The organism is Variovorax sp. GW823-FHT04F07 (assembly GCF_058795995.1).
This window is the reverse complement of the sequence record NZ_JBXAIG010000002.1, coordinates 917548-942635: the sequence shown is the minus strand read 5'-3', so window position 1 is coordinate 942635 and position 25088 is coordinate 917548. Positions and strand designations below refer to the sequence as shown.

Here is a 25088-nt window from a genome sequence, read left to right as displayed (position 1 = left end):
AACAGAGCCTCCGGGATCGGTGTTGGTTCCGCAGGAATTCGCGAAACCGGCAGATCATGTTACTTGACCTGCTGTTTGCCGAGTTTGCGTGCCAATGTGCGCCGATGCATGCCGAGCCGGCGCGCGGTTTCCGAGATGTTGAAGCCGGTCTCGGCCAGCATCTCGTGGATGCGCTCCCACTCCAGCGTCTTGATCGAGGTGGAGCGGTTGGTCAGTTCGACCTCGGTGGTACCGGCGGCGCGGCCGAAGGCGGCCTCGATGTCGTCGGTGTTCGAGGGCTTGGCCAGGTAGTGGCAGGCGCCGAGCTTGATGGCCTCGACGGCGGTGGCGATGCTCGCGAAGCCGGTGAGCACCACGATCAGCATCTCGGCGTCGTGCCGGTGCAGCATCTGCACGCAGGCCAGGCCCGAGGCCTCGCCGTTGAGCTTCAGGTCGACCACGGCGTAGCCGGGCGAGGGGCCGTCGCCTTCCTCGAGCAGCGCTTCCATCTCCTCGAGGTTGCGCGCATGCACCACCACGTAGCCGCGCCGCTCGAAGGAGCGGGCGAGCGTGCGCGCGAAGGCCTCGTCGTCCTCGACGATGAGCAGCTGGCGGACTTCGGCGGTGTCGGGTGTGTGGGTCATGGGCTGCTCGGGGCTTGGGGGGCGGCGGTGTCCGCGAGGGGGGCGGCTGCTTCGTCGTCCTCTTCGAGCACGATGGCCGCCAGCGGCAGCGTGATGGTCACGATGGCGCCGCCCTCGGGGCGGTTGCGCACGGCGACGCGTCCGCCCAGCGTGCGCGCCACGTTCACGACCAGGAACAGGCCCAGCCCGCCGCCGGGGCGGCCCTTGCTCGACTGGTAGGGCTTGCCGAACTCCGCGAGGATGGCCGGCATGAAGCCGGGGCCCGCGTCGGTGACGGTGATGGTGAGTGCGTCGGCGTCGTGCGTGGCCTCCAGGCGCAGCCAGTGCGGCGAGGCCTCGAGCGCGTTGTCGAGCACGTTGCACACCATCTGCTTGATGGCCGAGTCGGACACCATGGGCAGGTCCTGGCCGAACAGGTTCTCGTAGTCGAACTCCTCGACCGGGCGCGTGGTGCGCCATTCTTCGACCAGGTCGTCCAGGAAGGTGCGCACGGTGGTTTCTTCGGACGATTCGCCGCGCGTCTCGCCGGCCGACAGCAGGATGCCGCTGACGATGCTCTTGCAGCGCTGGATCTGCACTTCCATCTCGGCCACTTCCTGCAGCAGCTCGGGGTCGGAGCTGAAGTGCGGCAGCCGGCGCCAGTCGCCCAGGATCACGGCCAGCGTGGCCAGCGGCGTGCCCAGCTCGTGCGCCGCGCCCGAGGCCAGCAGGCCCATGCGCACGATGTGTTCCTCTTCGGAGGCGCGCTGGCGCAGGTCCGCCAGCCGCGCGTCGCGCACGCGCAGGTTGCGGCTGATGCGGGTGATGAAGACCACCAGCAGCGCCGCATTGAGCGCGAAGCACACCAGCATGCCCTGCACGTAGGGGCTCCACAGGCCGCGGTCGTGGTCCAGCGGCAGCGGCAGCGGGCGCGAGAACAGCGCCAGGCCCGCGAAGCACAGGCCGGTGATGACCACGATGGTCCAGGTCGACCAGGCCTTGAGCAGCACCGCGCCCAGGATCACCTGCAGCAGGTACAGAAAGACGAAGGGGTTGGTGGCGCCGCCGCTGAGGTACAGCTGGGCCGTGAGCGTGGCCACGTCGACCAGCAGCGCGACGAACAGCTCTTCGTTGGTCACGCGGCCATGGATGCGCAGGCGCAGCAGGCTCACCATGTTGAACAGCGCGAGGCAGGTGAGCACCTGCAGCATGTGGTTCAGCGGCAGGCGGATGCCGAAGCCGTAGTGCACCACGAGGATGGTGGCCACCTGCCCGACCACGGCGAACCAGCGCAGCTGGATCAGCTGCTGCATGTTCTGGTGGCCGATGGCGTTGTCCAGGCTCGCGACGCCCGCGCGCGGGGCGTGCAGTTCGCCGGCCACCGCGACGAGCTTGTCAGTCGCGGCGGGCATCGGCGGGGTCGGGGCGTGCGGCGTCGGCATGCGGTGCATTTTCGCCGCTACCGTCTTGCGATGCCCGTCGGCGCCGGTCGTCGCGCCACACGAACCCGTAGGCGCCGAGCACCATCAGCGCCAGCCCGTACCAGGTGAGGGCGTAGACGAGGTGGCTGTTGGGGAAGGCGATGACCGTCAGGCCGCCCGCTGGCCATGTGGGCGCGGCCTGTGCGGGCGCAGCGCCGGCCTCGGCGTCGACGAAGTAGGGCGCCACGTCGGCCAGGCCGCGCGCTGCGGCAATCGCCTGCACGTCGCGCGAGAACCAGCGGTCGGCCGCGGGGTCGTTCGTGCGCAGGAAGCCGCCCTTGGGCTCGGTCAGGCGCAGCAGGCCGGCTACGGTGGTGTCGCCCTGGGGCTCGGGGGCAGTGCGCGCCGCGCGTTCACGCGCTTCAGGCGGCACGAAGCCGCGGTTGACGAGCACGATGCTGCCATCGGCGCTGCGCAGCGGGGTCAGCACCCAGAAGCCGGCACCGAGCCGGGTGCTGGCCTGCACCAGCGCTTCCTTGTCATGGAGGAACGTGCCGCGAAGGCGCACGTGCCGGTATTCGTCGTTGGCCGCGTTGACCGTGGGCCATTCGGGTCGCGCCGGCGCGTCGGCGGCCGGGGCGTGCACGCGCTGGTCGACGCGGGCGATGAGATCGAGCTTCCAGGCCCTGCGCTCGACCTGCCAGGTGCCGAGCGCAAGAAAGCCGGCAAAGGCCAGGAGGGCGCAGACCGCCAGCGCCGCACGCGTGACAACGGAGCGCGGGCGGGCGGCCGAGGCCATCAGGGCATGTTCTTCATGTCGTGGACCATGGCCGGCATCATGTTGGTGTTCATGTGATACATGACCCACAGCGACCCGGCCAGCGTGATGACCACGAGCACCAGCGTGAAGATCAGCGCCAGCATGTTCCAGCCGCCTTCGGACTTGGCGTCCATGTGCAGGAAGTACACCATGTGGACCACGATCTGCACCACGGCGAAGCCGAGGATGACGAGGGCGGTGGTGCTCGGGTTGGCGATCACCTTGCCCATCACGAGCCAGAACGGGATCGCGGTCAGGATCACGGCCAGCACGAAGCCGGTCATGTAGCCCTTGAAGGTGCTGTGGCTCACGGGGCCGTCGTCGTGGTGGTCGCCGTGACCGTGGCTGTCGTGTGCGCCGTGGCCGTGCGCGGCGGTGGCGGTGTGTGCGGGGGCGCTCATGCCATCGATCCCATGAGGTAGACAAAGGTGAAGACGCCGATCCACACGACGTCCAGGAAGTGCCAGAACATCGACAGGCACATCAGGCGGCGGCGGTTGGCGGCGGTGAAGCCGTGCTTGGGCAACTGGACCATCAGCACGACCAGCCAGATGATGCCGAAGCTCACGTGCAGGCCGTGCGTGCCCACCAGCGCGAAGAACGACGACAGGAAGGCGCTGCGCTGCGGGCCGGCGCCTTCGTGCAGCAGGTGCGCGAACTCGTACAGCTCCAGGCCGATGAAGCCCAGGCCCAGCAGGCCCGTGATGCCCAGCCACAGCAGCACGCCGCCCATGCGCTTGCGCTGCATCTCGAGCATCGCGAAGCCGTAGGTGATCGACGACAGCAGCAGCAGCGAGGTGTTCATCGCCACCAGCGGCAGGTCGAACAGGTCGGCGCCCGAGGGGCCGGCCGCGTAGCTGCGGCCCAGCACGCCGTACACCGCGAACAGGCAGGCGAAGATGAGGCAGTCGCTCATCAGGTAGAGCCAGAAGCCCAGCAACGTGCCGTTCTCGGGGTGGTGGTCCTCGTTGCGGACGTGGAACAGGTCGAACGCCGGTGCGTTCGCGTTCCGGGAGGGGAGGGCGGTGGTATCAGACATGGGCGGTGGCCAAGAGGCGCGTGCGTGCTTCTTCGGTGCGAACGACTTCTTCCGCGGGGATGTAGTAGTCGCGCTTGTAGTTGAAGGTGTGGGCGATGATCGCGACCAGCATGGCCACGAAGCCGATGCCGGCCACGAGCCACATCTGCCAGATCAGGGCAAAGCCGCACACCGCGCTCAGCGCCGCGATGACGAAGCCGGCGGCCGTGTTCTTGGGCATGTGCACGGGGCTGAAGCCGTCCAGCGGGCGCTGGTAGCCGCGGGCCTTCATGTCGGTCCAGGCGTCGTTGTCATGCACGCGCGGCGTGAACGCGAAGTTGTAGGCGGGCGGCGGCGACGAGGTCGACCACTCCAGCGTGCGGCCGTTCCACGGGTCGCCCGTGGTGTCGCGCAGCGACTCGCGGCGGATGAAGCTCACCACCAGCTGGATCAGGAACGAGGCGATGCCCAGCGCGATCAGCACGGCGCCGACGGCGGCGACCTGGAACCAGATCTGCAGCGACATGTCCTGGAAGTGGCTCATGCGGCGCGTGACGCCCATCAGGCCCAGGATGTACAGCGGCATGAAGGCCATCCAGAAGCCGACGATCCAGAACCAGAACGAGCACTTGCCCCAGAACGGATCCAGCTTGTAGCCGAAGGCCTTCGGGAACCAGTAGGTGATGCCCGCCAGCATGCCGAACAGCACGCCGCCGATGATCACGTTGTGGAAGTGGGCAATGAGGAACAGGCTGTTGTGCAGCACGAAGTCGGCCGGGGGCACGGCCAGCAGCACGCCGGTCATGCCGCCGATCACGAAGGTGATCATGAAGCCGATGGTCCACATCATGGGCAGCTCGAAACGGATGCGGCCGCGGTACATGGTGAACAGCCAGTTGAAGATCTTCGCGCCCGTGGGGATCGAGATGATCATCGTCGTGATGCCGAAGAACGAGTTCACGCTGGCGCCGGAGCCCATGGTGAAGAAGTGGTGCAGCCACACGAGGTACGACAGGATCGTGATCACGACCGTGGCGTACACCATCGAGGCGTAGCCGAACAGGCGCTTGCCCGAGAAGGTGGAGACCACTTCCGAGAAGATGCCGAAGGCCGGCAGGATCAGGATGTACACCTCGGGGTGGCCCCAGATCCAGATCAGGTTCACGTACATCATGGCGTTGCCGCCCATGTCGTTCGTGAAGAAGTTGGTGCCGACGTAACGGTCCAGCGACAGCAGGGCCAGCACGGCCGTGAGCACCGGGAAGGCGGCCACGATCAGCACGTTGGTGCACAGGGCGGTCCACGTGAAGACGGGCATCTTCATCATGGTCATGCCGGGCGCGCGCATCTTCACGATGGTGGCCAGCAGGTTCACGCCCGAGAGCAGTGTTCCGACCCCCGCGATCTGCAAGGACCAGATGTAGTAGTCCACCCCCACGTCAGGACTGAACAGGATGCCCGACAGCGGCGGGTACGCCAGCCAGCCGGTCTTGGCGAACTCGCCCACGAACAGCGAGGCCATCACGAGGCCGGCGCCGAAGGTGGTCATCCAGAAGCTGAAGTTGTTCAGGAACGGGAAGGCCACGTCGCGTGCGCCGATCTGCAGCGGCACCACGAAGTTCATCAGGCCCGTGACCAGCGGCATCGCCACGAAGAAGATCATGATCACGCCGTGGGCGGTGAAGATCTGGTCGTAGTGGTGCGGCGGCAAAAAGCCCGCGTTGTCGCCGAAGGCGACGGCCTGCTGGGCCCGCATCATCAGCGCGTCGGCGAAGCCGCGCAGCAGCATCACCAGGCCCAGGATGATGTACATGATGCCGATCTTCTTGTGGTCGATGCTGGTGATCCAGTCATTCCACAAGGTGCCCCACAGCTTGAAGTAGGTCACGGCGCCCAGCAGCGCCAGGCCGCCCAGGATCACGGCCGCGAAGGTCACGAGCAGGATCGGCTCGTGAAGGGGAATCGCCTCCCAGGAGAGGCGGCCGAAGACGAGCTTCGTCAGGTCTAGGTTCTGCAACATCTTAGTCTTCGGTGGTGCACATCGCGGTGACGTACTTGCGCTTGGGCGTGTCGAGGGAGTCGGCCTGCCAGGCCTGCTTGGTGGCGACGTTGAAGGCGCCGGGCTTGCCCAGGCCGCCGTCGGCGTCGATGGCCATCATTTCCTTCATGCACATCTTGTTGCGGTCGACGCACAGGTTCAGGATGGCGTCGTACAGGGCGGGGTCGACCGCGGCGTAGTGGCGCACGGGCTCGCGCTCGCTCGGCACTTCGAGCTTCTTGTATTGCTCGCGGGTCAGTTCGCCCTCTTTGCCGGTCTTGACCTTGGCCACCCACTGGTCGAAGCCGTCATGGCTCAGGCCGTGGAACTTGAAGCGCATGCCCGAGAAGCCCGCACCGCTGTAGTTGGCGGAGAAGCCGTCGAACTCGCCCGGCTTGTTGATCACCGCGTGCAGCTTGGTCTCCATGCCCGGCATGGCATAGATCTGGCCGGCCAGCGCGGGGATGAAGAAGGAGTTCATGACCGACGAGGCCGTGATCTTGAAGCTGATCGGGCGGTCCACCGGGGCGGCCAGCTCGTTCACCGTGGCGATGCCCTGCTCGGGGTAGATGAAGAGCCACTTCCAGTCCAGCGCCACCACCTCGACCACCAGCGGCTTGGTTTCGGCGGGAATCGGGCGCTGCGCGTCCAGGCGGCTCAGCGGGCGGTACGGGTCCAGCGTGTGGGTGCTGATCCAGGTGATCGCGCCCAGCGCGATGATGATCAGGAGCGGCGCGGCCCAGATCGCCAGCTCGAGCTGCGTGGAGTGGTCCCAGTCGGGGCTGTAGGTGGCCTCCTTGTTCGACTGGCGATAGCGCCAGGCAAAGAAGATGGTCAGGGCGATCACCGGAATGATGATGATCAGCATCAGCACCGTGGAGACGACGATCAGGCGTCCCTGCTGGTTGGCGATGTCGCCGGAGGGGTTCAACAGCACCGTGTTGCAGCCCGCCAGGAAAATGGCGGAAAGCAGCAGAAGTGCTCGGCGAAGGGTCTTGAGGATGTGCATGCCGGGAGAGGAAAGTGCGAAGGCCGCGCAAAAATGACCCTGCAATCTACGCCGCCCAAGGGATTCCGCCTATTGGACGTTTTGTCCTATGGCGGTAAACGCAATTCGGTGAGACGCTACAGGGTGTCCAGAATTTCCCCTGTGTCGTGCCCCGGCATGACACCCGAATTACAGCCAGCCAGCTAGCAAGATGACGACGTCCAGCATCAGTCCACCAGGCGCCCAGCCTGTGTCGCACCCGACCGAAGGCGGCGCCCGCGCCGCAGACGCCGACCATTCGCACATCGCCCCGGGCGAGATCGCGGTCGGTGTGGTCATCGGCCGCGCCTCCGAGTATTTCGACTTCTTCGTCTACGGCATCGCCTCGGTGCTGGTGTTCCCGGCGGTGTTCTTCCCCTTCGAGCAGCGCCTGGAAGGCGTGCTCTGGGCCTTCGTGATCTTCTCGTTCGCCTTCATCGCGCGCCCCTTCGGCACCGTGATCTCGATGGCGATCCAGCGGCGATTCGGGCGCGAGACCAAGCTGACGATCGCGCTGTTCCTGCTGGGCACCTCGACTGCCGGCATCGCCTTCCTGCCGGGCTACGCGAGCATCGGCTTCACGGCCATCGTGCTGCTGTCGATCTTCCGCTTTGCCCAGGGCCTGGCGCTGGGCGGCTCGTGGGACGGCCTGCCGTCGCTGCTGGCGCTGAACGCACCGCCCAACAAGCGCGGCTGGTACGCCATGCTGGGCCAGCTGGGCGCGCCGCTGGGCTTCTTCCTGGCCAGCGCGCTGTTCGCGTACCTGTATTCCAGCCTGCCGCTGGCCGACTTCCTCGACTGGGGCTGGCGCTACACCTTCTACGTGGCCTTCGCCATCAACGTGGTGGCGCTGTTCGCGCGCCTGCGCCTGGTGGCCACCGACGAGTACGCGCGCCTGCTCGAAGAGCGCGAGCTGCAGCCCACCAGCGTGGTCGAGCTGACCCGTTCGCAGGGCGCCAACCTGCTGATCGGCGCGTTCGCCGCGCTGGCCAGCTACGCGCTGTTCCACCTGATCACGGTGTTCCCGCTGTCGTGGATCTCGCTGTACTCCGACCAGTCGATCACCGAGTTCCTGATCGTGCAGATGGTCGGCGCGGTGTTCGGCGCCATCGGCATCGTGGCCTCGGGCCTGATCGCCGACCGCATCGGCCGTCGCTTCACGCTCGGCGGCCTGGCCGCCATGATCGCCGTGTTCAGCGGCTTCGCGCCCACGCTGCTCGACGGCGGACGCATCGGCCAGGACATCTTCATCGTGCTGGGTTTTGCTCTGCTGGGCCTGTCGTACGGCCAGGCGGCCGGCGCCGTGACCTCCAACTTCGCGCCCAAGTACCGCTACGTGGGCGCGGCCCTCACGGCCGACCTGGCCTGGCTCATCGGCGCGGCCTTTGCCCCGCTGGTCGCCCTGGGCCTGTCGGCCCACTTCGGCCTGGCCTTCGTGAGCATCTACCTGCTGTCGGGCGCGCTCGGCACGCTGGCGGCGTTGGGGCTGAACCGGGCGCTGGCGCGGGACTGACCGGCAGCGTTTCTCGAACGAAGGGGCCGATGGCCCCTTTTTTCATGGCCGCTGCGTGGCTCGCTTAGGATTCGCCTCGATGTTCACCGCCGCCATTTTTGACATGGATGGGCTGCTGATCGATTCGGAGCGCCCCATCATGGCCGCCTGGATCGCCGCGGCCCGCACGCTCGATGTCGAGCTTTCGCACGCCCAGTACCTGCAATGCGTGGGGCTGGCCATGAGCGAATCGAAGCAGATCCTTGCCGCGCTGCTCGGCGGCCCCGCCGCCTACCAGCACGCGGCGACGCAGGTGACCGCCGCGCTGCAGCTGGAGCGTGCCGACGGCGACGCCCGACCGCTCTTTCCCATCAAGCCCGGCGCGGCCGAGCTGCTTGCCGCCTTGCGCGGACGCGGCACGCGCTGCGCGGTGGCCTCGTCGTCCACGCGCGGGCAGATCGCGGCCTGCCTGGGCAGCCTCGACGTGCTTCACCACTTCGAGGCCTTCGCGGGCGGCGACGAGGTGGCGCGCGCCAAGCCCGACCCGGCGCTGTACCGGCTCGCGGCCGAGCGCCTGGGCGTGGACCCGGCCGATTGCGTCGCCTTCGAGGACAGCGAGAACGGCGCCAAGGCCGCGCTGGCCGCCGGCATGCGCGTGGTGGTGGTGCCCGACCTCAAGCATCCGCCCGAGGCGATCGTCGCTCAGGCCTTTCATGTGCTCGATTCGTTGCACGACGCGATGCCGCACGTGCCGCGCTGGTTTCCCTGACGAAGTCAGGGCCGAGGCTCAGAGCACTTCGTCCCGCAGCTGCGGGAACACCTTCGACACCTTGGCCAGCAGGTAGTCGCCGTAGCGCCCGCTGAACGCGTGCACGTTGGCGCGGTCCCAGCGCTCGGCGCTGTCGTCCAGCGCGTCGGCACCGGCCAGGCCTTCGATGCGCTGCACGCGGGCCTCGAAGTTCGGATCGAAGAACAACGGGAACGACAGCCGGTCGCGGCCCGAGGTGTTGCGCTTCACGCGGTGCGGCGTCGACTTGTAGAGCCCGCCGGTCATGCGGTCGAGCATGTCGCCGATGTTGCAGACGAAGGCGCCGGGCACCGGCGGTGCATCGATCCAGCCGCCCGGCGTGTGCACCGCGAGGCCGCCCACGGTGTCCTGGTGCAGGATCGTGAGCAGGCCGTAGTCGGTGTGTTCGCCCACGCCCCATTGCACGTCCAGCCCCTCGGGCACGGCCTGCGTGGGGTAGTTGAAGAGGCGGAACAGGATCAGCGGGTCGGCCGTGTAGCGTTCAGCGAAATAGGAAGCGGGCAGGCCGAGGCTCAGCGCGATGCCTTCCATGAGCCGGTGACCCAGCTGCGTGACGGCGTCCATGTACGCGAGGATGGTCTCGCGAAAGTCCGGCACGTCGGGAAAGAGATTCGGCCCATGCACCGGCGTCTTCGCCTGCACCAGCGGGTGGTCGGCGGGCAGCTCGGTGCCCAGGTACAGGCCTTCCTTCCAGTCGGGGCGGCCCGAGGTCAGCTCGCCGCCACGCGGGAAGAAGCCACGCCAGGCCCGGCCGCCCAGGGCCATGCGCCATTGCATCTTGGTTTCCTCGGGCAGGTCGAAGAACCGGTGGCTCAGGTCTTCGAGCCGCTGGATCAGCGCGGCGTCGACGCCGTGGCCCGTGACGTAGAAGAAGCCGTGCGCGCGGCAGGCGTCGCCGATCTGCGCCGCCACGCGTTCGCGTTCGGGCGTCCCGGCTACCAGCGGGGCGACGTCGATGAGGGGGAGGGAGGAGTCGGTCATGCGTCTCTCGAAAAAGGCGAACGGATGTCGGACAGAAACTGCTGCGCACGCGGGTGCTGCGGGCGGTTGAAGAAATCGTCGGGCGTGGCGCGTTCGAGCACCTGGCCCTGGTCCATGAAGAGCACGCGGTCGGCCACCTCGCGCGCGAAGCCCATCTCGTGCGTCACGCACACCATGGTCATGCCGTCGCGCGTGAGGTCGCGCATCACCAGCAGCACCTCGCCGACCATCTCGGGGTCGAGCGCGCTGGTGGGCTCGTCGAACAGCATCAGCGGCGGCTTCATGGCGAGTGCGCGCGCAATGGCCACGCGCTGCTGCTGGCCGCCCGACAGCTCGCCGGGCCAGGCATTGGCCTTGTTGGCCAGGCCCACGCGCTCCAGCAGCGCCATCGCGCGCGCGTCGGCCTCCTTGCGCGAGAGGCCGTGCAGCTGCATCGGCGCCATGGTGCAGTTCTGCAGCACGCTCAGGTGCGGGAACAGGTTGAACTGCTGGAACACGAAGCCGATGCGCGAGCGGAACGCGTTCACGTCCAGGCCCGGCGCGTGGATGTCCTGCCCGTCGAGCGTGATGCGGCCCGACTGGATCGGCTCCAGCCGGTTGAAGGTGCGGATCAGCGTCGACTTGCCCGAGCCCGAGGGCCCGCACACTACGACCACCTCGCCCTTGTGGATGGTTTCGGTCACGTCGACCAGCGCGTGGTAGCTGCCGTACCACTTGTTGACTTGTTGGAGTTCGATCATGCGGGCACCTTGAGGGTCGCGGCGGGAAGGCCGCGGCGCGCGAGCCGGCGCTCCAGCCAGTAGGCGAAGCGCGAGAGGCCGAAGCACAGGATGAAGTAGGTCAGGCCCAGGATCAGGTAGATCTGCGCCGGCTTGGTGAACACCTGCGTGTTGATCTGCGTGGCGATGAATGACACCTCGGCCAGCCCGATGATGTAGCCCAGCGAGGTCTCCTTGATGGTCGAGACGAACTGGTTCACCAGCGAGGGCAGCATGCTGCGCAGCGCCTGCGGCAGCACCACGAGGCGCATCGCGCCGAAGTAGCTCAGGCCGAGCGCGCGCGCGGTTTCCATCTGCCCGCGCGGCAGACCCTGGATGCCGGCGCGCACGATCTCGGCGAGGTAGGCGGCATCGAAGATCACCAGCGCGATCAGCATGGTGGTGAACTGGTCGGTCTTCACGCCCGTGACGCTGGGCAGGAAGAAGTAGGCCCAGAAGATCACCATCAACAGCGGCAGGCCGCGCACCACGAACACCAGCGCCGTGACCGGCCAGCGCACGCAGCGCCACGGGCTCACGCGCGCCAGGCCGAGCACGATGCCCAGCGGCAGCGCCAGCACCAACCCGCACGAGGCCAGCAGCAGCGTGAGCACCAGCCCGCCGAGCGGGCCGTTCGGGTACTGGCCGATGAGGAAGTAGACCCAGTAGTCGTGGATGATTTCGAGCATCAGCGCGCCGCCTTCAGATGGTCCGCACCGGGAAGCGGTGGTGATACCAGGTCGCCAGGCCGGTGATGGCCAGCGACACGGTCAGGTACGCCGCACTCGCGAACGCGAACGACTCGAAGCTGCGGAAGGTCGCGCTTTCCACCTGCCCCGCTTGGTACATCAGCTCGGCCACGCCGATCACCGTGGCGATCGAGGTGTTCTTCCACAGGCTCAGCGTCTGCGAGATGAGCGGCGGCACGGTCACGCGCAGCGCCTGCGGCAGCACCACGCGGCGCATGGTGGCCAGGAAGCTGAAGCCCAGCGCGCGGCCGGCCTCGAACTGCACGGCCGGGATCGAGCGGATGCCGCTGCGGATGTCCTCCGCCATGAAAGCGGCCGTGTACAGCGACAGCGCCACGATCGCGCTGTAGGCCTCGATGTGGCCTTCATAGAGCCAGGTCTTCAGGCCCTCGGGCAGCAGCTCGGGCGCGCCGAAATACCAGAACAGCATGTGGGCCAGCAGCGGGATGTTGCGGATCGATTCCACGTACGCAAAGCCGAGCCAGCGCAGCGGCGCCAGCGGCGAGAGCCGCAGCAGCGCCACCACCAGCGCCAGCGGCAGCGCGAAGACGAGCGAGACCGCGAGCAGCTGCAGCGACAGCCACAGGCCCGCGACCAGCATGTCGTGGTACTGGCCGGTCAACAGCAGCGAATAGTCGAACAGGGGCATGGGAAACGGGAGGCACGGCGAAAGGCGCCGGGGCGCACATGGTACGCATGCGCGCCGTGCCGCTCAAAAGCGAAGGGCGGGTCGCATGGCGGCCCGCCCCTGGTGTGCCGAGCGCGCGGGCTCAGTCGATCTTGTCGGTCTCGAGCTTGAAGTCGCGCGTCTGGAAGCCCGACGCGGTGTTCGGGCCGTACCACTTGAGGAAGATCTTCTGCGCTTCACCCGACTTCTCGAGCTCACGCAGCGTGTCGTCCACCACCGTCTTCAGGCCGCTCTCGCCCTTCTTGATGCCGATGGCCAGCGACTCGGTGCTCAGGTTCTGCTTGAGCACCACGTACTGCGCCTTCTGCGGGCCCAGCTTGGCGTAGCTGCGCAGCAGCGCGGCCTCGTCGTCCACGTAGCCCACGCCCTTGCCCTGCTGCAGCGCCTGGAAGGCCTGCTGGCTGGTGTCGAAGGTCACGACCTCGGCGGTGGGCACGGCCTTGCGGATGTTGGGCTCCTGCGTGCCGCCGCGGATGGTCAGCACCTTCTTGCCGCCGAGCTGCGGCACGTCGGTGATGCCGCTGGTCTTCTTCACGATGGCCTTCTGGCCGGTGACGAAGGTGGTGAGCGAGAAGTCGATCTGCGCCTCGCGCTCCTTGTTGTGCGTGAGGCCGGCGGCCACCAGGTCCACGTGGCCCTGCTGCAGCTCGGGAATGCGCGCGGCCACGGCGATCTGCTTGAGCACCGGCTTCACGCCGATCTTCTTGGCGATGGCGTTCACCAGGTCGACCTCGTAGCCGACGATCTGGCGCGTCTTCGGATCGATGAAGGTGGCGGGCTCGTCGGTGCCGAGCACGCCGACCACGAGTTCGCCCTTCTTCTTGATGTCGGCGAGCTGGTCCGCATGGGCGGCAACGCCGGTCAGCAGGGCGGAAGCGGCAAGGGCCGCGGCAAGCAGGGTGTGGCGCATGGTGGGGATCGTCCTCTCTCCAGAGTGAAATTCAGGCCGGAACCATATCAATAAAACCCAAGATTATTAAATCGTCAATCGACATATGCATATGGGGCTGATGAATCGGCCTGTTGCCGGCTGGGTTAAATTCGCGACGCCGCGACGTGCCCCGCCGCCGTCCCCCGAATGTCTTACCGAGCGAGCTTTTCATGATCATCCAACCCCGCGTGCGCGGCTTCATCTGCGTCACCACCCACCCCGTGGGCTGCGAAGCCAATGTCCGGCAACAGATCGCGTACGTCAAAGCCAAACCTCCCATCGCGGGTGGCCCCAAGCGCGTGCTGGTGATCGGCGCGTCCACCGGCTACGGCCTGGCCGCGCGCATCACCGCGGCCTTCGGCTGCGGCGCCGACACGCTGGGCGTGTGCTTCGAACGCGCGGGCAGCGCGACCAAGCCCGGCTCGCCCGGCTGGTACAACACCGCCGCCTTCCACCGCGCCGCCACGGCCGAGGGGCGCTACGCCAAGACGATCAACGGCGACGGCTTTTCCGACGCGGTGAAGCAGCAGGCCATCGAGACCATCCGCGCCGACCTCGGCCAGGTCGACCTCGTGGTCTACAGCCTGGCCGCGCCGCGCCGCACGCACCCCAAGACCGGCCAGGTCTTCAACTCCGTGCTCAAGCCCATCGGCAAGGCCGTGACGCTGCGTGGCCTGGACACCGACAGCGGGACCGTGAAGGAATCGGTGCTCGAGCCCGCCACGCAGGAAGAGATCGACAACACCGTGGCCGTCATGGGCGGCGAAGACTGGCAGATGTGGATCGACGCGCTGCAGCAGGCCGGCGTGCTGGCCGACGGCGCCAAGACCACGGCCTTCACCTACCTGGGCGAGCAGATCACGCACGACATCTACTGGAACGGCTCCATCGGCGCCGCCAAGAAGGATCTGGACGAGAAGGTGCTGGACATCCGCGCGCAGCTGGCGGCCAAGGGTGGCGACGCGCGCGTGTCGGTGCTGAAGGCGGTGGTCACGCAGGCCAGCTCGGCCATTCCGATGATGCCGCTGTACCTGTCGCTGCTGTTCAAGGTGATGAAGGCCGAAGGCACGCACGAAGGCTGCATTGAGCAGGTGCACGGCCTGTACGCCGACAGCCTGTACGGCGCCACGCCGCACCTGGACGACGAAGGTCGCCTGCGCGCCGACTACAAGGAACTGGCGCCGCAGGTGCAGGCGCGCGTGCAGGAACTCTGGCCGCAGGTCACCGACGCCAACCTCAACGAGCTGACCGATTTCGCGGGCTACAAGACCGAGTTCCTGCGCCTGTTCGGCTTTGCGGTCGACGGTGTGGACTACGCGGCCGACGTGAGCACCGATGTGGGCATTCCCGATCTGATCCAACTCTAGAGCGACCTGAGGGGATACTCGCTTTCATGCAGATTCAAGACAAACCGCCCGCCGGCACGCCCTTCGAGTGGATCGGCGGCGAGCCCAAGGTGGAGGCGCTGGTCGAGCGCTTCTACGACCTGATGGACCTCGAGCCGGCCTACGCGCAACTGCGCGCCGTGCACGGCACCGACCTGGACAACGCGCGCCAGCGCCTGTTCTGGTTCCTGTGCGGCTGGCTCGGCGGGCCCGCCCACTACACCGACCGCTTCGGCCACCCGATGCTGCGCGCGCGGCATTTGCCGCAGGCCATCGGCGGCCACACCATCGGCATCAAGGAGCGCGACCAGTGGCTGGCCTGCATGGACCAGGCGATGGGCGAGACCGGCGTGCCTGAAGACCTGCGCGCACGCCTCAGAGACTCCTTCTTCAAGACCGCCGACTGGATGCGCAACCGCGGCGAGTGACCCCGACACCGATTCCCGAAAGACTGTTCTCCATGAATTCCATCGTCATCATCGGCGGCGGCCACGCCGCGGCCCAGCTCTGTGCGGGCCTGGCGGAAGCCGGGCAGGGCGCGCGCGTGCACCTGGTCTGCGAAGAGGCCTGCGAGCCGTACCACCGCCCGCCGCTGTCGAAGGCCTTCCTCAAGAGCGCCGACGAAACCACGCAGCCGCACAAGGCCGCCGACTGGTACCGCGAAGCGGGCATCACGCTGCACCTGGGCGACGCCGCCGTGGCCATCGACCGCGAGGCGCACACCGTCACGCTGCGCTCCGGCGCGGTGCTGCCGTGGGAGCGCCTGGTGCTGGCCACCGGCACGCGCGCACGCCAGATGCCTGGCCTGCAGGCCGGCCTGGAGAACGTCGCGAGCCTGCGCGCTGCCGACGAGGCGCAGCGCCTGCGCACGCGGCTGGCGGATGCGCAGCAGGTCACGGTGCTGGGCGGCGGCTTCATCGGCCTCGAAGTGGCGGCCACCGCGCAGGCGCTGGGCAAGCGCGTTCAGGTGATCGAATGCGCGCCGCGCCTCTTGGGCCGCGCCGTGTCGCCCGAGCTGTCGGCGCACGTGCTGGCCACGCACCGCGCGGCCGGCATCGACGTCGTGCTGGGTGCGCAGACCGGCGCCTTCGAGGTCGTGGGCGACCGGCTCGTGTCGGTCGAGGTCAACGGCGTGAAGCAGCCGATCGACCTGCTGCTGCTGGGCATCGGCGCCGTGCCCGAGACCGCGCTCGCGCAGGCCGCGGGCCTCGAGTGCGCCGACGGCATCGTGGTCGACGGCCACATGCAGACCAGCGCGGCCGACGTGCTCGCGGTGGGCGATTGCACGCGCTTCCCCGACCGCCGCGCGGGCCGCGCGCTGCGGCTCGAATCGGTGCAGAACGCGAACGACCAGGCACGCACGGCCGTGGCCACGCTGACCGGCGCGGCGCGCGATCACGACGCGGTCGCGTGGTTCTGGTCCGACCAGGGCGGTCTGCGTTTGCAGATGGCGGGCCTCATGCCGGCCGAAGGCACGCCGGGCCTGGTGAGCGTGCGCCGCGCGGGGCCGAAGCCCGAGGCGTTCTCGCTGTTCCATTACGTCGACGGCCAGCTCGTGTGCGTCGAATCGGTGAACGCGCCGGTCGATCACATGATGAGCCGCAAGCTGCTCGAAGCGGGCCGCAGCCCCGCGCCCGAAGCGGTGGCGGACGCGGCGGTACCACTAAAGAATCATCTGGCCTGAACCTGGCGTAACGGCTGTCGCAACGGCGCTGCACGGCAGGCCCGGATTCACCGGTCTGTCACCCGGCTTTCGGAGACTGGTCTTCCTCATATCCGCAGGGAGACCTCTCGATGAACAACGCAGTGGCCGCGTCGCTGGCGCGCCTCGCCCCCATGTCCACCTGTGCCGCCGTCCTGGCCGCCGTGCTCACCGCCTGTGGCGGTGGCAACGGAGGCGGCACCACGTTCCCCCCGATCGTTCCGCCTCCTGCGCCCGCACCGGCCCCGGCGCCCGTGGCCGCCGGCACGCGCGCCACGGTCGCGCTGCTCGAAACGACCGACCTGCACTTCAACGTGCGCAGCTACGACTACTTCAAGCTCGCCGAAGACAAGTCGTACGGCTACGAGCGCACCGCCACGCTCATCAACGCCGCGCGCAAGGAGTTCGCGAACACGATGCTGTTCGACAACGGCGACACCATCCAGGGCACCGCGCTGGCCGACTACGAAGCGCTGGTCAGCCGCATCCCGTGCACGCAGCCGCTGTCGATGTACAAGGTGATGAACGCCACCGGCTACGACGCCGGCACGCTGGGCAACCACGAGTTCAACTACGGCCTGGACTTTCTCAACCAGGTGCTCGGCGGCGGCCTCGATGTCGAGGGCGTGGACGGCAGCAAGAAGTGCGCAGGCCCGAGCTTCCCGATGGTGGTGGCCAACGTGCACAGCCTCAAGAGCGGCAAGCCGCTCGTGGCGCCCTACACCATCGTCACCAAGCAGTTCACCGCCACCGCGCCGGACGGCAAGAGCGTGACGGTGCCGGTGAAGGTCGGCGTGATCGGCTTCACCACGCCCGGCATCATGAACTGGGACAAGCGCTTTCTCGAAGGCAAGCTGCGCACTGAAGGCGCGGTCGAGGCCGCCAAGCGCTACGTGCCCGAGCTGCGCGAGAAGGGCGCCGACATCGTCGTGGCGCTGCAGCACGGCGGCCTCGACGCCTCGCCGTACTCGCCGACGATGGAAAGCCCGGGCCTGTACCTGTCGAAGGTGCCCGGCATCGACGTGCTGATGATGGGCCACCAGCACGGCCTGTTCCCCGACCGCGGCGCCAAGCCCGGCTACACGCAGGCGGGTGTCGACAACGCCGCCGGCACCGTCAACGGCGTGCCGGCCGTCATGCCCAGTTCGTGGGGCAAGGCACTGGGCCTCGTGAAGCTGGAGCTCGTGTGGGACGGCAAGGCCTGGGGCGTGGACAAGAGCAAGACGCTGGTCGAGGCGCGCTCGACCCAGATCGGCAAGGGCGTGTACGTCGACGCCGACCCGAGTGTGGCGCCGATGGTCGACACCCAGCACCAGGCCGCGATCGACTACGTGAAGACGCCGATCGGCACCACCGACTTCCGCATGAACACCTTCTTTGCCGACGTCGGCGACCCGGGCGCGATCCAGATCGTGAACCAGGCCCAGGCCGACTACGTGAAGACCTACCTTCAGGCCAACCTGCCGCAGTACGCGGGCCTGCCGGTGCTGTCGGTGAGCGCGCCCTTCAAGTCGGGCTTCGAGGGCGGACGCGACTACACCGACGTGGCCGTAGGCAACCTCGCGATCTTCAGTGCCGCCGACCTGTACCTGTACCCGAACACGGTGTACGCGGTGAAGGTGACGGGCGCCGAGATCAAGGGCTGGCTCGAGGCCGCGGCCAAGCGTTTCAACAGGATCGACCCGGCGCTCACGACCGACCAGTCGCTGATCAGCCCCTTCCCGGGCTACAACTTCGACATGTTCACCACGCCCGACATGCAGTACGAGATCGACGTGACGCAGGCCGTGGGCAGCCGCATCAAGAACCTCATGTACCTGGGCGCGCCCATCGACCCGGCGAAGGAGTTCGTCATTGCGACGAACAACTACCGCGCGACCAGCGGTGCGAGCTTCATTCCGGCGCTGGACGGGCGCGCGACGATCTACGCCTCGCCCGATGCGAACCGCGATGTGCTGATCGCCTACATCAAGGCGAAGAAGACGATCACGCGCGCGGCCGACGGCGCGGCGCGCAGCTGGCGCTTCACCAAGGTGACGACCGCGGGCAACGTGACGATCACGTCGGGCCAGGGGCAATTGAGCGCGGCCACGGACGCGGGGTTGACGAACATCTCGCTGCTGACCGCGGATGACGGCAACGGCAAGGGCCGCTCGGTCTACAAGGTCGATCTGAGCAAGTAAGAAGGGCAGGGCACCGTGCGGTGCCCTGTCAGCGCCGCACGGGGGCCAGCAGCACCACCAGCGCCCCGGCCCCACCCTCCGCCGGTTTCGCCTGCACGAACGCAATCACCTCGTTCTTCTGGATCAGCCAGCGCTGCGTCTTGGTCTTGAGCACCGGTTGCTTGCCGGGCGAGCCCAGGCCCTTGCCGTGCACCACGCGCACGCAGCGCAGCCCCTGCTTGTGGGCGTTGCGGATGAAGCCGCCGAGCGCCTCGCGCGCCTCGTCGCTGCGCAGGCCGTGCAGGTCGACCTGCCCCTGGATCGCCCAGTCGCCCTTGCGCAGCCGCGCCGTGATGTCGGTGCCGATGCCGGGGCGGCGAAAGCTCATGGCGTCGTCGACGTCGAGCAGCGTGGTCACGTCGAACTCGTCGGACAGCGATTCGCGCAGCACGCGCTGCTCGTCGAGCTGGTGCTGAAACGGAATGGGCGCGGGCGGCTCGGGCGCGAGCGCCACGGCGGCCTTGCGGCGCAGCGGCTCGGTGGCGCCGATGGCGCGCGTGAACAGGTCTTTCTCGGCGGCACGCTTGCGCTCGGCCGCGGCGCGCGCGGCGGCTTCGGCGGCCTCGCGCTCGCGGGTTTCGGCGAGCACGCGCTGCACCTGCTTGAGGTCGGCCAGGTTCTTCAGGGCCGGGGGACGCGAAGAAGACGATGCCATCAGAGCAGCCCCCGTTCCGCCATCGAGAAGCTCTGGCCCGGGCTCACGATGACGTGGTCGAGCACGCGCACGTCGACCAGCGCCAGCGCGGCGCGCAAGGTTTGCGTGAGCGATTCGTCGGCGCGCGAGGGCTCGATGCTGCCGCTGGGGTGGTTGTGGGCCAGCACCACGGCCGCGGCCTGGTGGTGCAGGGCGCGGGTGACGACCTCGCGCGGGTAGACGCTGGTCTGCGTGAGCGTGCCGCGAAACAGCTCCTCGAGCGTGAGCAGGCGGTGCTGCACGTCGAGGAACAGCACCGCGAACACCTCGTGCGGGCGCGAGCCGATGTGCATCTGCAGGTACTGCTTGACCGCCTCGGGCGAGTCGAACACCGTGCGCTCCTTCAGGCGCTCGCCCATGGCGCGGCGCGCCAGTTCGAGCACCGCCGTGAGTTCGGAGCGCTTGGCGCTGCCGCCCATGCCCTTGACTGCCTTGAGGTCATCGGGCGCCGTGTGCAGCAGCCCCGACAGCCCGCCGAAGCGCTCGAGCAGTTGCTGGGCCAGCTGGAGCACGTTCTTGCCGGCCACGCCGGTGCGCAGTAGCAGCGCCAGCAGCTCGGCGTCGGCCAGCGCGGCGGCGCCCCGCGCGATGAGCTTTTCGCGCGGCCGGGCGTCGAGAGGGAGATCCTTGAATGCCATGAAACCCTGCTGAAACCTGGGCCGGGGCGAGGTGTTGCCCCGATCCTTAAAATGAGGGCCAGTTTATCGGGACACCTCCCTCGTCTTTGCCCACCTTCGCTGCACCCATGTCCCAAGTTGTGACTTCCGGCTCCTTCCTGACCCTGCACTACCGGCTGGCCGGTCCGGCGGGCGACATCATCAACACCTTCGCCGACAAGCCCGCCACGCTGTCGCTGGGCACCGGCGAGCTCTCGCCGGCCATGGAGCAGCGCCTGATGGGCATGGAAGAGGGCGCGCACGCCACCTTCGAGCTGCCTGCCGGCGAGGCCTTCGGCGAGCGCAACCCCGACATGCAGCAGTGGGTGGCGCGCAAGCTGCTGGCCCAGATGGGCGATCCCGACGAGCAGTACGCCGTCGGCGACGTGGTGCAGTTCCCCACGCCCGACGGCTCGGGCAGCTACGCGGGCGCGGTCGTCGAGTCGAACGAGACCGGCGTGCGCTTCGACTTCAACCACCCGCTCGCCGGGCAACCGGTCACCTTCGAAGTGAAGCTGATCGGCGTGCTATGAACCCGAACATCGAAGAAGTCCTTCTGGCCGAGCCGCGCGGCTTCTGCGCCGGCGTGGACCGCGCCATCGAGATCGTCGAGCGCGCCCTCGCCAAGTTCGGCGCGCCGATCTACGTGCGCCACGAGATCGTGCACAACACTTACGTGGTGAACGAGCTCAAGGCCAAGGGCGCGATCTTCATCGAGGAGCTGTCCGACGTGCCGCCCGGCTCCACGCTGGTGTTCAGCGCGCACGGCGTGAGCAAGGCCGTGGAGCAGGAGGCGCGCGACCGCGGCTTCTCGATCTTCGACGCCACCTGCCCGCTGGTGACCAAGGTGCACGTCGAGGTGGCCAAGCTCGCGAAAGAGGGCTACGAATTCATCATGATCGGCCACAAGGGGCACCCCGAGGTCGAAGGCACGATGGGACAGCTGTCGAGCGGCATCCACCTCGTGGAAGACGTGGCCGACGTGGCCAACGCCTCGCCGCTGCAGACAGAGAAGCTCGCCGTGGTCACCCAGACCACGCTCAGCGTGGACGACGCCGCCGAGATCGCCGCCGCCGTGCGCGCGCGCTTCCCCAACGTGCGCGAGCCCAAGCAGCAAGACATCTGCTACGCCACCCAGAACCGCCAGGACGCGGTGAAGATCATGAGCCCGCAGGTCGACCTCGTGATCGTGGTCGGCAGCCCCACCAGCTCCAACAGCAACCGCCTGCGCGAGTTGGCGCAGCGCCTGGGCACCGAGAGCTACATGGTCGATTCGGCCGACGAGCTCAAGCCCGAATGGTTCGAGGGCAAGTCGCGCATCGGCCTCACCGCCGGCGCCTCGGCGCCCGAGGTGCTGGTGCACGAGGTGATCGAGCGCGTGCGCGCCTTCGGCGCCGTGTCGGTGCGCAAGATGGACGGCATCGAGGAAACCATCAAGTTCCCGCTTCCCAAGGGCCTCAAGCTCGACGACATCCCGCCCCCTGGGCACATCTCCTGAACATCATGACAAACACCGATTGGCGCTCCGACATCGAGAGCGCCTCCCGCAGGCTGGGCGAACGCGCCGGCCATTTCCTGTGTGAAACGCCACTGTGGAAGCTGCCGGCCGCCGCCCTGGGCGTGGCCGCGCCCGGCGCCGAAGTCTGGCTCAAGCTGGAGCACATGCAGGTCAGCGGCAGCTTCAAGGCCCGCGGCATGATGAACCGCCTGCTGGCCAACGACATCCCCGCCGCGGGCGTGATCGTGGCCTCGGGCGGCAACGCCGGCATTGCCACGGCGGCCGCCGCCAAGGCGCTGGGCGTGCCCTGCCAGGTGTTCCTGCCGGGCGTGTCGCCCGAAGCCAAGCGCGCGCGCCTGCGGGCGCTGGGCGCCGAAGTGGTCGTGGTCGGCGAGCTGTACCCCGACGCGCTGGCCGCCTGCCTGGCGCGCCAGAAGGAAACGGGCGCCTTGCTCACGCATGCCTACGACCAGCCCGAAGTGGTGGCCGGCGCCGGCACGCTCGGCCGCGAGATCGAGGCGCAGGGCGGCCTGCCCGACGCCGTGCTCGTGAGCGTGGGCGGCGGCGGCCTGATCGGCGGCCTGGCCGGCTGGTTCGAGCAGCGCGCCCGCGTGGTGGCGCTCGAGCCCGAAAAGGCCCCGACGCTGTTCCGCGCTCGCGAGGCGGGCGAACCGGTCGATGTGGACGTCGGCGGCATCGCGGCCGATTCGCTCGGCGCGCGCCGCATCGGCGCCATCGCCTGGGAGATCACGCAGCAGCGGGTGCGCGACGCGCTGCTGCTGTCCGACGAGGCCATCCGCGCCGCCCAGCAGTGGCTGTGGAAGGAGCTGAAGCTCGCTGTGGAACCGGCCGCCGCGCTGCCGCTGGCGGCGCTGCAGACCGGCGTCTACGTGCCGCGCGAGGGCGAGAAGGTGTGCCTGATCATCTGCGGGGCGAACGTCGATCCGGCCACGGTCGCCTGAGTCGCCGCAGGCGTGCGAGCGGGGAGGGCGGGCGCGGGCCGGGCGCCCACCTAAAATCTCCCCATGCTCGACATCACCCTGCTCCGCAAAGACCTGGCCTCCGCTGTGGCCGGCCTCGAAAAACGCAAGAAGAACCAGCCCTACCTCGACGTCTCGGCGTTCACCGCGCTCGAGGCCGAGCGCAAGACGCTGCAGACCCGCACCGAGGAAATCCAGGCGCGCCGCAACACGCTGAACAAGCAGATCGGCCCGCTCAAGGCCAAGGGCGAGTCGGTCGACGCGCTCATGGCCGAGGTCAACGCGCTCAAGGCCGAGCAGGAATCGCAGTCCAAGCGCCTCGAGGAAATCCAGCCTGAGCTGCACGCGCTGCTGCTGGCCGTGCCCAACCTGCCGCACGCCAGCGTGCCGCTCGGTGAAGACGAAGCCGGCAACGTCGAGATGCGCCGCTGGGCGCCCCAGGGCGGCGCCGGCGCCAACGCCACGCCGCTGGCCTTCGCGCCCAAGGACCACGTCGACCTCGGCGCGCCGCTGGGGCTCGATTTCGAGATGGGCGCCAAGCTCTCGGGCTCGCGCTTCACCGTCATGAAGGGCCCGATCGCCCGCCTGCACCGTGCGCTGGCCCAGTTCATGGTCGACCTGCAGACCGAACAGCACGGCTACACCGAGTGCTACGTGCCCTACGTGGTCAACGCCGCCACGCTCAGCGGCACCGGCCAGTTGCCCAAGTTCGAAGGCGACCTGTTCGCCGCGAAGAAGGGCGGCCAGGACGGCGAGCCCGCGCCCGACCATTCGGCGCTGTACCTCATCCCGACCAGCGAAGTGCCGCTGACCAACTTCGTGCGCGACGAGGTCGTGCCCGAGGCGCAGCTGCCCATCAAGCTCACGGCCCACACGCCGTGCTTCCGCTCGGAAGCCGGCAGCGCCGGGCGCGACACGCGCGGCATGATCCGCCAGCACCAGTTCGACAAGGTCGAGATGGTGCAGATCGTGCACCCCGAGAAGAGCTACGACGCGCTGGAGCAGATGACCGGTCACGCCGAAGCCGTGCTGCAGGCGCTGGAGCTGCCGTACCGCGTGGTGCTGCTGTGCACCGGTGACATGGGTTTCGGTTCCACCAAGACCTACGACCTCGAGGTGTGGCTGCCCGCGCAAAACACGTACCGAGAGATCAGCTCGGTGTCGAACTGCGAAGCCTTCCAGGCGCGCCGCCTGCAGGCCCGTTTCAAGAACGCCCAGGGCAAGAATGAGCTGGTGCACACCCTCAACGGCTCTGGCCTGGCGGTGGGCCGCGCGCTGGTCGCCGTGCTGGAGAACCACCAGAACGAAGACGGCTCGATCAACGTGCCGGCGGCGTTGCGTCCGTACCTCGGCGGCCTCGAAGTTTTGCGCGGTTGAAGCGCAGGGCGTCAAAAGTCAGATTTTTCTGGCTATAATCTGAGGCTCGACAGCACCGGAGAGGTGGCAGAGTGGTCGAATGTACCTGACTCGAAATCAGGCGTACTAGCGATAGTACCGAGGGTTCGAATCCCTCCCTCTCCTCCAAGAATGGCCCCGTAAGGGGCTATTTTTTTGCCGATTCCCCACCGAGGTCCACGCAGAATCAGGGCTCTAGCCGTTTCTGTGCTCCTGCGTTCCGGTCCATCCCCCTACCTTCCAAAGCCGTCTCACACCGGCAGTCGTTAGGCATCCGTGTAGCCATCGAGCGGCATCTGATTCAAGATGCCTACAAACACACTCACCGACTCAGTCTGCAAACGCGTCAAGCCGTCCGAGAAGGACCGCAAGCTGTTCGACGTCCATGGTCTCTATCTGTTCTCAGCGTAAAGGTCTGGCGCATGGCCTTTCGTGTCGACGGCAAGCCAAAAACGAAGTCGCTGAGCGAGTACCCGCTGATCAGCTTGGCGGAGGCCAGGGTGAAGTGCGCAGAGCTGCGGAAGGACCTGCGGGCAGGGGTAGCGCCCGTCACCAAGCGGAAACGCGCGCTGTCGACGTTCTGGAATGGACGGTAGGACGTGACGCCCGACTACCGCGCGAATGCGCTGCGAGGGATCGAGATGCATCTGAAGCCGGGCTCGGCCACCTAGCGACCGCCGAGATTGACCGGGGCATGCTGCTGACCGAGCTCAACCGCACGGACGCGGCCGGGCGCTTCGTCTACGTGCGCGAGGTGCGGATGTGGGCATCGCAGGTGTTCGACTGGGCGATAAGGTCGTCGGCGGGGTAAAGACCGATCAGGCCGCGACGCCTCCGCTTTCTCTGGTCGTTTCCGGAGACTTCGAGATTCGCGGTGATCTCGATCCAGCCACAACCTATGACCTTCGTCTCAGCCTCTTGTGAGCGGGCATGAAAGGGCAACCGGTTATCCCTTGTAGGCCTAGCGACTTCAACACAGCCCGTCTCGGCGGGTTTTTTATTGCCCGAAAGGAAGGCATGAAGCAAGAAATCAAAGGCATCGCTACCGAGCTTGCGATGCGGACGACGCCTGCGAGCCGCATCGCCTGGTACGCGCAGATCAACTGGACCGCATTCCTCACTGGCGTGTTGGTGGTGCTGCAGATCCTCTATCTTCTGTGCAAGTGGTGGCACGAAGAGTCGGAGTGAGGCCGCCGACTCAAGGAGTAGGCCGAGCGCAGGGG

The 25088-nt window shown here is 67.8% G+C and carries 26 protein-coding genes and 1 tRNA gene; 13 read left to right on the top strand and 14 right to left on the bottom strand.

Features of this window, described 5'->3' with window-relative positions; genetic code table 11:
- Nucleotides 1–59: 59 nt before the first annotated feature.
- From AC1RAA_RS13530 to cyoA, 7 genes are read right to left on the bottom strand one after another with little or no spacing between them, the layout of a single operon-like run.
- On the bottom strand, nucleotides 60–623 hold the full coding sequence (locus AC1RAA_RS13530) for a response regulator transcription factor (protein ID WP_492728769.1): 564 nt from the start codon (nucleotides 621–623) through the stop codon (nucleotides 60–62).
- The gene (locus AC1RAA_RS13525; RefSeq protein ID WP_492728771.1) at nucleotides 620–2014 is read right to left on the bottom strand and encodes an ATP-binding protein; all 1395 of its coding nucleotides are present in this window, start codon (nucleotides 2012–2014) and stop codon (nucleotides 620–622) included. The genes AC1RAA_RS13530 and AC1RAA_RS13525 overlap by 4 nt, the downstream gene beginning before the upstream one ends.
- Nucleotides 1998–2822 carry an SURF1 family protein gene (locus tag AC1RAA_RS13520; protein ID WP_492728773.1) on the bottom strand — a complete coding sequence of 275 codons (825 nt, stop codon included), beginning with the start codon at nucleotides 2820–2822 and terminating at the stop codon, nucleotides 1998–2000. Before AC1RAA_RS13520 ends, AC1RAA_RS13525 begins: the two co-directional genes overlap by 17 nt.
- Nucleotides 2822–3244, bottom strand: a complete 423-nt coding sequence (gene cyoD / locus AC1RAA_RS13515; protein ID WP_062469089.1) for a cytochrome o ubiquinol oxidase subunit IV — start codon at nucleotides 3242–3244, stop codon at nucleotides 2822–2824. Before cyoD ends, AC1RAA_RS13520 begins: the two co-directional genes overlap by 1 nt.
- Complete coding sequence (gene cyoC / locus AC1RAA_RS13510; RefSeq protein WP_062469091.1) at nucleotides 3241–3882, bottom strand: cytochrome o ubiquinol oxidase subunit III; 642 nt, start codon at nucleotides 3880–3882, stop codon at nucleotides 3241–3243. Before cyoC ends, cyoD begins: the two co-directional genes overlap by 4 nt.
- Nucleotides 3875–5881: a cytochrome o ubiquinol oxidase subunit I gene (gene cyoB / locus AC1RAA_RS13505; protein ID WP_492728775.1), complete on the bottom strand. Its 2007-nt coding sequence runs from the start codon at nucleotides 5879–5881 to the stop codon at nucleotides 3875–3877. The genes cyoC and cyoB overlap by 8 nt, the downstream gene beginning before the upstream one ends.
- A gap of 1 nt (nucleotide 5882) precedes the next feature.
- On the bottom strand, nucleotides 5883–6908 hold the full coding sequence (gene cyoA / locus AC1RAA_RS13500) for a ubiquinol oxidase subunit II (protein ID WP_062469097.1): 1026 nt from the start codon (nucleotides 6906–6908) through the stop codon (nucleotides 5883–5885).
- Nucleotides 6909–7098: 190 nt separating this feature from the next.
- On the opposite strand from cyoA, the gene AC1RAA_RS13495 reads away from it, so the two are divergent.
- Together AC1RAA_RS13495 and AC1RAA_RS13490 are read left to right on the top strand one after the other, a co-directional pair.
- A complete protein-coding gene (locus AC1RAA_RS13495; protein ID WP_095743978.1) occupies nucleotides 7099–8439 on the top strand; it encodes an MFS transporter in 1341 nt (446 codons plus the stop codon).
- 79 nt (nucleotides 8440–8518) lie between these two features.
- Nucleotides 8519–9187 carry an HAD family hydrolase gene (locus tag AC1RAA_RS13490; protein WP_062469103.1) on the top strand — a complete coding sequence of 223 codons (669 nt, stop codon included), beginning with the start codon at nucleotides 8519–8521 and terminating at the stop codon, nucleotides 9185–9187.
- 18 nt (nucleotides 9188–9205) lie between these two features.
- Here the strand turns inward: AC1RAA_RS13490 and AC1RAA_RS13485 are convergent, their stop codons facing one another.
- From AC1RAA_RS13485 to AC1RAA_RS13465, 5 genes are all read right to left on the bottom strand, one after another.
- Nucleotides 9206–10207, bottom strand: a complete 1002-nt coding sequence (locus tag AC1RAA_RS13485) for an isopenicillin N synthase family dioxygenase (RefSeq protein WP_492728778.1) — start codon at nucleotides 10205–10207, stop codon at nucleotides 9206–9208.
- Nucleotides 10204–10947: an amino acid ABC transporter ATP-binding protein gene (locus AC1RAA_RS13480; protein WP_062469108.1), complete on the bottom strand. Its 744-nt coding sequence runs from the start codon at nucleotides 10945–10947 to the stop codon at nucleotides 10204–10206. The genes AC1RAA_RS13485 and AC1RAA_RS13480 overlap by 4 nt, the downstream gene beginning before the upstream one ends.
- A complete protein-coding gene (locus AC1RAA_RS13475) occupies nucleotides 10944–11654 on the bottom strand; it encodes an amino acid ABC transporter permease (protein ID WP_095946444.1) in 711 nt (236 codons plus the stop codon). Before AC1RAA_RS13475 ends, AC1RAA_RS13480 begins: the two co-directional genes overlap by 4 nt.
- Before the next feature lie 13 nt (nucleotides 11655–11667).
- Nucleotides 11668–12363, bottom strand: a complete 696-nt coding sequence (locus tag AC1RAA_RS13470) for an amino acid ABC transporter permease (protein WP_056578440.1) — start codon at nucleotides 12361–12363, stop codon at nucleotides 11668–11670.
- Between the two features lie 121 nt (nucleotides 12364–12484).
- Nucleotides 12485–13312 carry an ABC transporter substrate-binding protein gene (locus tag AC1RAA_RS13465; RefSeq protein WP_159274898.1) on the bottom strand — a complete coding sequence of 276 codons (828 nt, stop codon included), beginning with the start codon at nucleotides 13310–13312 and terminating at the stop codon, nucleotides 12485–12487.
- A gap of 191 nt (nucleotides 13313–13503) precedes the next feature.
- Here AC1RAA_RS13465 and fabV point away from each other — a divergent pair, with 191 nt between their 5' ends.
- From fabV to AC1RAA_RS13445, 4 genes are all read left to right on the top strand, one after another.
- On the top strand, nucleotides 13504–14700 hold the full coding sequence (fabV, locus tag AC1RAA_RS13460) for an enoyl-ACP reductase FabV (RefSeq protein WP_492728781.1): 1197 nt from the start codon (nucleotides 13504–13506) through the stop codon (nucleotides 14698–14700).
- Nucleotides 14701–14726: 26 nt separating this feature from the next.
- Nucleotides 14727–15146: a group II truncated hemoglobin gene (locus AC1RAA_RS13455; RefSeq protein WP_056578450.1), complete on the top strand. Its 420-nt coding sequence runs from the start codon at nucleotides 14727–14729 to the stop codon at nucleotides 15144–15146.
- Nucleotides 15147–15178: 32 nt separating this feature from the next.
- On the top strand, nucleotides 15179–16402 hold the full coding sequence (locus AC1RAA_RS13450; RefSeq protein WP_492728783.1) for an NAD(P)/FAD-dependent oxidoreductase: 1224 nt from the start codon (nucleotides 15179–15181) through the stop codon (nucleotides 16400–16402).
- 110 nt (nucleotides 16403–16512) lie between these two features.
- The gene (locus tag AC1RAA_RS13445; RefSeq protein ID WP_492728786.1) at nucleotides 16513–18603 is read left to right on the top strand and encodes a bifunctional 2',3'-cyclic-nucleotide 2'-phosphodiesterase/3'-nucleotidase; all 2091 of its coding nucleotides are present in this window, start codon (nucleotides 16513–16515) and stop codon (nucleotides 18601–18603) included.
- Between the two features lie 28 nt (nucleotides 18604–18631).
- Here AC1RAA_RS13445 and AC1RAA_RS13440 read toward each other — a convergent pair whose 3' ends face one another.
- On the bottom strand, nucleotides 18632–19297 hold the full coding sequence (locus AC1RAA_RS13440; protein ID WP_070061513.1) for a Smr/MutS family protein: 666 nt from the start codon (nucleotides 19295–19297) through the stop codon (nucleotides 18632–18634).
- Nucleotides 19297–19974 carry a RadC family protein gene (radC, locus tag AC1RAA_RS13435; protein WP_062469128.1) on the bottom strand — a complete coding sequence of 226 codons (678 nt, stop codon included), beginning with the start codon at nucleotides 19972–19974 and terminating at the stop codon, nucleotides 19297–19299. The genes AC1RAA_RS13440 and radC overlap by 1 nt, the downstream gene beginning before the upstream one ends.
- A 107-nt stretch (nucleotides 19975–20081) precedes the next feature.
- Here radC and AC1RAA_RS13430 point away from each other — a divergent pair, with 107 nt between their 5' ends.
- The 7 genes from AC1RAA_RS13430 (at nucleotide 20082) to AC1RAA_RS13400 (ending at nucleotide 25053) form a co-directional block, all read left to right on the top strand.
- Nucleotides 20082–20525, top strand: a complete 444-nt coding sequence (locus AC1RAA_RS13430; protein ID WP_062469447.1) for an FKBP-type peptidyl-prolyl cis-trans isomerase — start codon at nucleotides 20082–20084, stop codon at nucleotides 20523–20525.
- A complete protein-coding gene (gene ispH / locus AC1RAA_RS13425; RefSeq protein WP_095743996.1) occupies nucleotides 20522–21490 on the top strand; it encodes a 4-hydroxy-3-methylbut-2-enyl diphosphate reductase in 969 nt (322 codons plus the stop codon). The genes AC1RAA_RS13430 and ispH overlap by 4 nt, the downstream gene beginning before the upstream one ends.
- A 5-nt stretch (nucleotides 21491–21495) precedes the next feature.
- Entirely contained in the window at nucleotides 21496–22452 is a 957-nt protein-coding gene (locus AC1RAA_RS13420; protein ID WP_492728793.1) for a threonine/serine dehydratase, read from the top strand.
- A gap of 63 nt (nucleotides 22453–22515) precedes the next feature.
- A complete protein-coding gene (gene serS, locus AC1RAA_RS13415) occupies nucleotides 22516–23847 on the top strand; it encodes a serine--tRNA ligase (RefSeq protein WP_062469134.1) in 1332 nt (443 codons plus the stop codon).
- 57 nt (nucleotides 23848–23904) lie between these two features.
- A tRNA-Ser gene (locus AC1RAA_RS13410) sits at nucleotides 23905–23994 on the top strand.
- A gap of 98 nt (nucleotides 23995–24092) precedes the next feature.
- Nucleotides 24093–24461, top strand: coding sequence for an Arm DNA-binding domain-containing protein (locus tag AC1RAA_RS13405; protein ID WP_492740585.1), 369 nt, complete (start codon nucleotides 24093–24095; stop codon nucleotides 24459–24461).
- A 421-nt stretch (nucleotides 24462–24882) separates the two neighbouring features.
- The gene (locus tag AC1RAA_RS13400; protein WP_492728796.1) at nucleotides 24883–25053 is read left to right on the top strand and encodes a hypothetical protein; all 171 of its coding nucleotides are present in this window, start codon (nucleotides 24883–24885) and stop codon (nucleotides 25051–25053) included.
- Nucleotides 25054–25088: the final 35 nt, after the last annotated feature.

What these genes read in the sequence shown, in the direction of transcription:
- ispH (WP_095743996.1), top strand. Translation starts at nt 20,522, where the DNA reads ATGAACCCGAACATCGAAGAAGTCCTTCTGGCCGAGCCGCGCGGCTTC.
- serS (WP_062469134.1), top strand. Translation starts at nt 22,516, where the DNA reads ATGCTCGACATCACCCTGCTCCGCAAAGACCTGGCCTCCGCTGTGGCC.
- AC1RAA_RS13485 (WP_492728778.1), bottom strand. Translation starts at nt 10,207, where the DNA reads ATGACCGACTCCTCCCTCCCCCTCATCGACGTCGCCCCGCTGGTAGCC.
- AC1RAA_RS13430 (WP_062469447.1), top strand. Translation starts at nt 20,082, where the DNA reads ATGTCCCAAGTTGTGACTTCCGGCTCCTTCCTGACCCTGCACTACCGG.
- AC1RAA_RS13455 (WP_056578450.1), top strand. Translation starts at nt 14,727, where the DNA reads ATGCAGATTCAAGACAAACCGCCCGCCGGCACGCCCTTCGAGTGGATC.
- radC (WP_062469128.1), bottom strand. Translation starts at nt 19,974, where the DNA reads ATGGCATTCAAGGATCTCCCTCTCGACGCCCGGCCGCGCGAAAAGCTC.
- AC1RAA_RS13495 (WP_095743978.1), top strand. Translation starts at nt 7,099, where the DNA reads ATGACGACGTCCAGCATCAGTCCACCAGGCGCCCAGCCTGTGTCGCAC.
- cyoB (WP_492728775.1), bottom strand. Translation starts at nt 5,881, where the DNA reads ATGTTGCAGAACCTAGACCTGACGAAGCTCGTCTTCGGCCGCCTCTCC.
- fabV (WP_492728781.1), top strand. Translation starts at nt 13,504, where the DNA reads ATGATCATCCAACCCCGCGTGCGCGGCTTCATCTGCGTCACCACCCAC.
- AC1RAA_RS13475 (WP_095946444.1), bottom strand. Translation starts at nt 11,654, where the DNA reads ATGCTCGAAATCATCCACGACTACTGGGTCTACTTCCTCATCGGCCAG.
- AC1RAA_RS13530 (WP_492728769.1), bottom strand. Translation starts at nt 623, where the DNA reads ATGACCCACACACCCGACACCGCCGAAGTCCGCCAGCTGCTCATCGTC.
- AC1RAA_RS13470 (WP_056578440.1), bottom strand. Translation starts at nt 12,363, where the DNA reads ATGCCCCTGTTCGACTATTCGCTGCTGTTGACCGGCCAGTACCACGAC.
- AC1RAA_RS13480 (WP_062469108.1), bottom strand. Translation starts at nt 10,947, where the DNA reads ATGATCGAACTCCAACAAGTCAACAAGTGGTACGGCAGCTACCACGCG.
- cyoC (WP_062469091.1), bottom strand. Translation starts at nt 3,882, where the DNA reads ATGTCTGATACCACCGCCCTCCCCTCCCGGAACGCGAACGCACCGGCG.
- cyoA (WP_062469097.1), bottom strand. Translation starts at nt 6,908, where the DNA reads ATGCACATCCTCAAGACCCTTCGCCGAGCACTTCTGCTGCTTTCCGCC.
- AC1RAA_RS13465 (WP_159274898.1), bottom strand. Translation starts at nt 13,312, where the DNA reads ATGCGCCACACCCTGCTTGCCGCGGCCCTTGCCGCTTCCGCCCTGCTG.
- AC1RAA_RS13490 (WP_062469103.1), top strand. Translation starts at nt 8,519, where the DNA reads ATGTTCACCGCCGCCATTTTTGACATGGATGGGCTGCTGATCGATTCG.
- AC1RAA_RS13450 (WP_492728783.1), top strand. Translation starts at nt 15,179, where the DNA reads ATGAATTCCATCGTCATCATCGGCGGCGGCCACGCCGCGGCCCAGCTC.
- AC1RAA_RS13440 (WP_070061513.1), bottom strand. Translation starts at nt 19,297, where the DNA reads ATGGCATCGTCTTCTTCGCGTCCCCCGGCCCTGAAGAACCTGGCCGAC.
- AC1RAA_RS13400 (WP_492728796.1), top strand. Translation starts at nt 24,883, where the DNA reads ATGAAGCAAGAAATCAAAGGCATCGCTACCGAGCTTGCGATGCGGACG.
- AC1RAA_RS13445 (WP_492728786.1), top strand. Translation starts at nt 16,513, where the DNA reads ATGAACAACGCAGTGGCCGCGTCGCTGGCGCGCCTCGCCCCCATGTCC.
- AC1RAA_RS13520 (WP_492728773.1), bottom strand. Translation starts at nt 2,822, where the DNA reads ATGGCCTCGGCCGCCCGCCCGCGCTCCGTTGTCACGCGTGCGGCGCTG.
- AC1RAA_RS13525 (WP_492728771.1), bottom strand. Translation starts at nt 2,014, where the DNA reads ATGCCCGCCGCGACTGACAAGCTCGTCGCGGTGGCCGGCGAACTGCAC.
- cyoD (WP_062469089.1), bottom strand. Translation starts at nt 3,244, where the DNA reads ATGAGCGCCCCCGCACACACCGCCACCGCCGCGCACGGCCACGGCGCA.
- AC1RAA_RS13420 (WP_492728793.1), top strand. Translation starts at nt 21,496, where the DNA reads ATGACAAACACCGATTGGCGCTCCGACATCGAGAGCGCCTCCCGCAGG.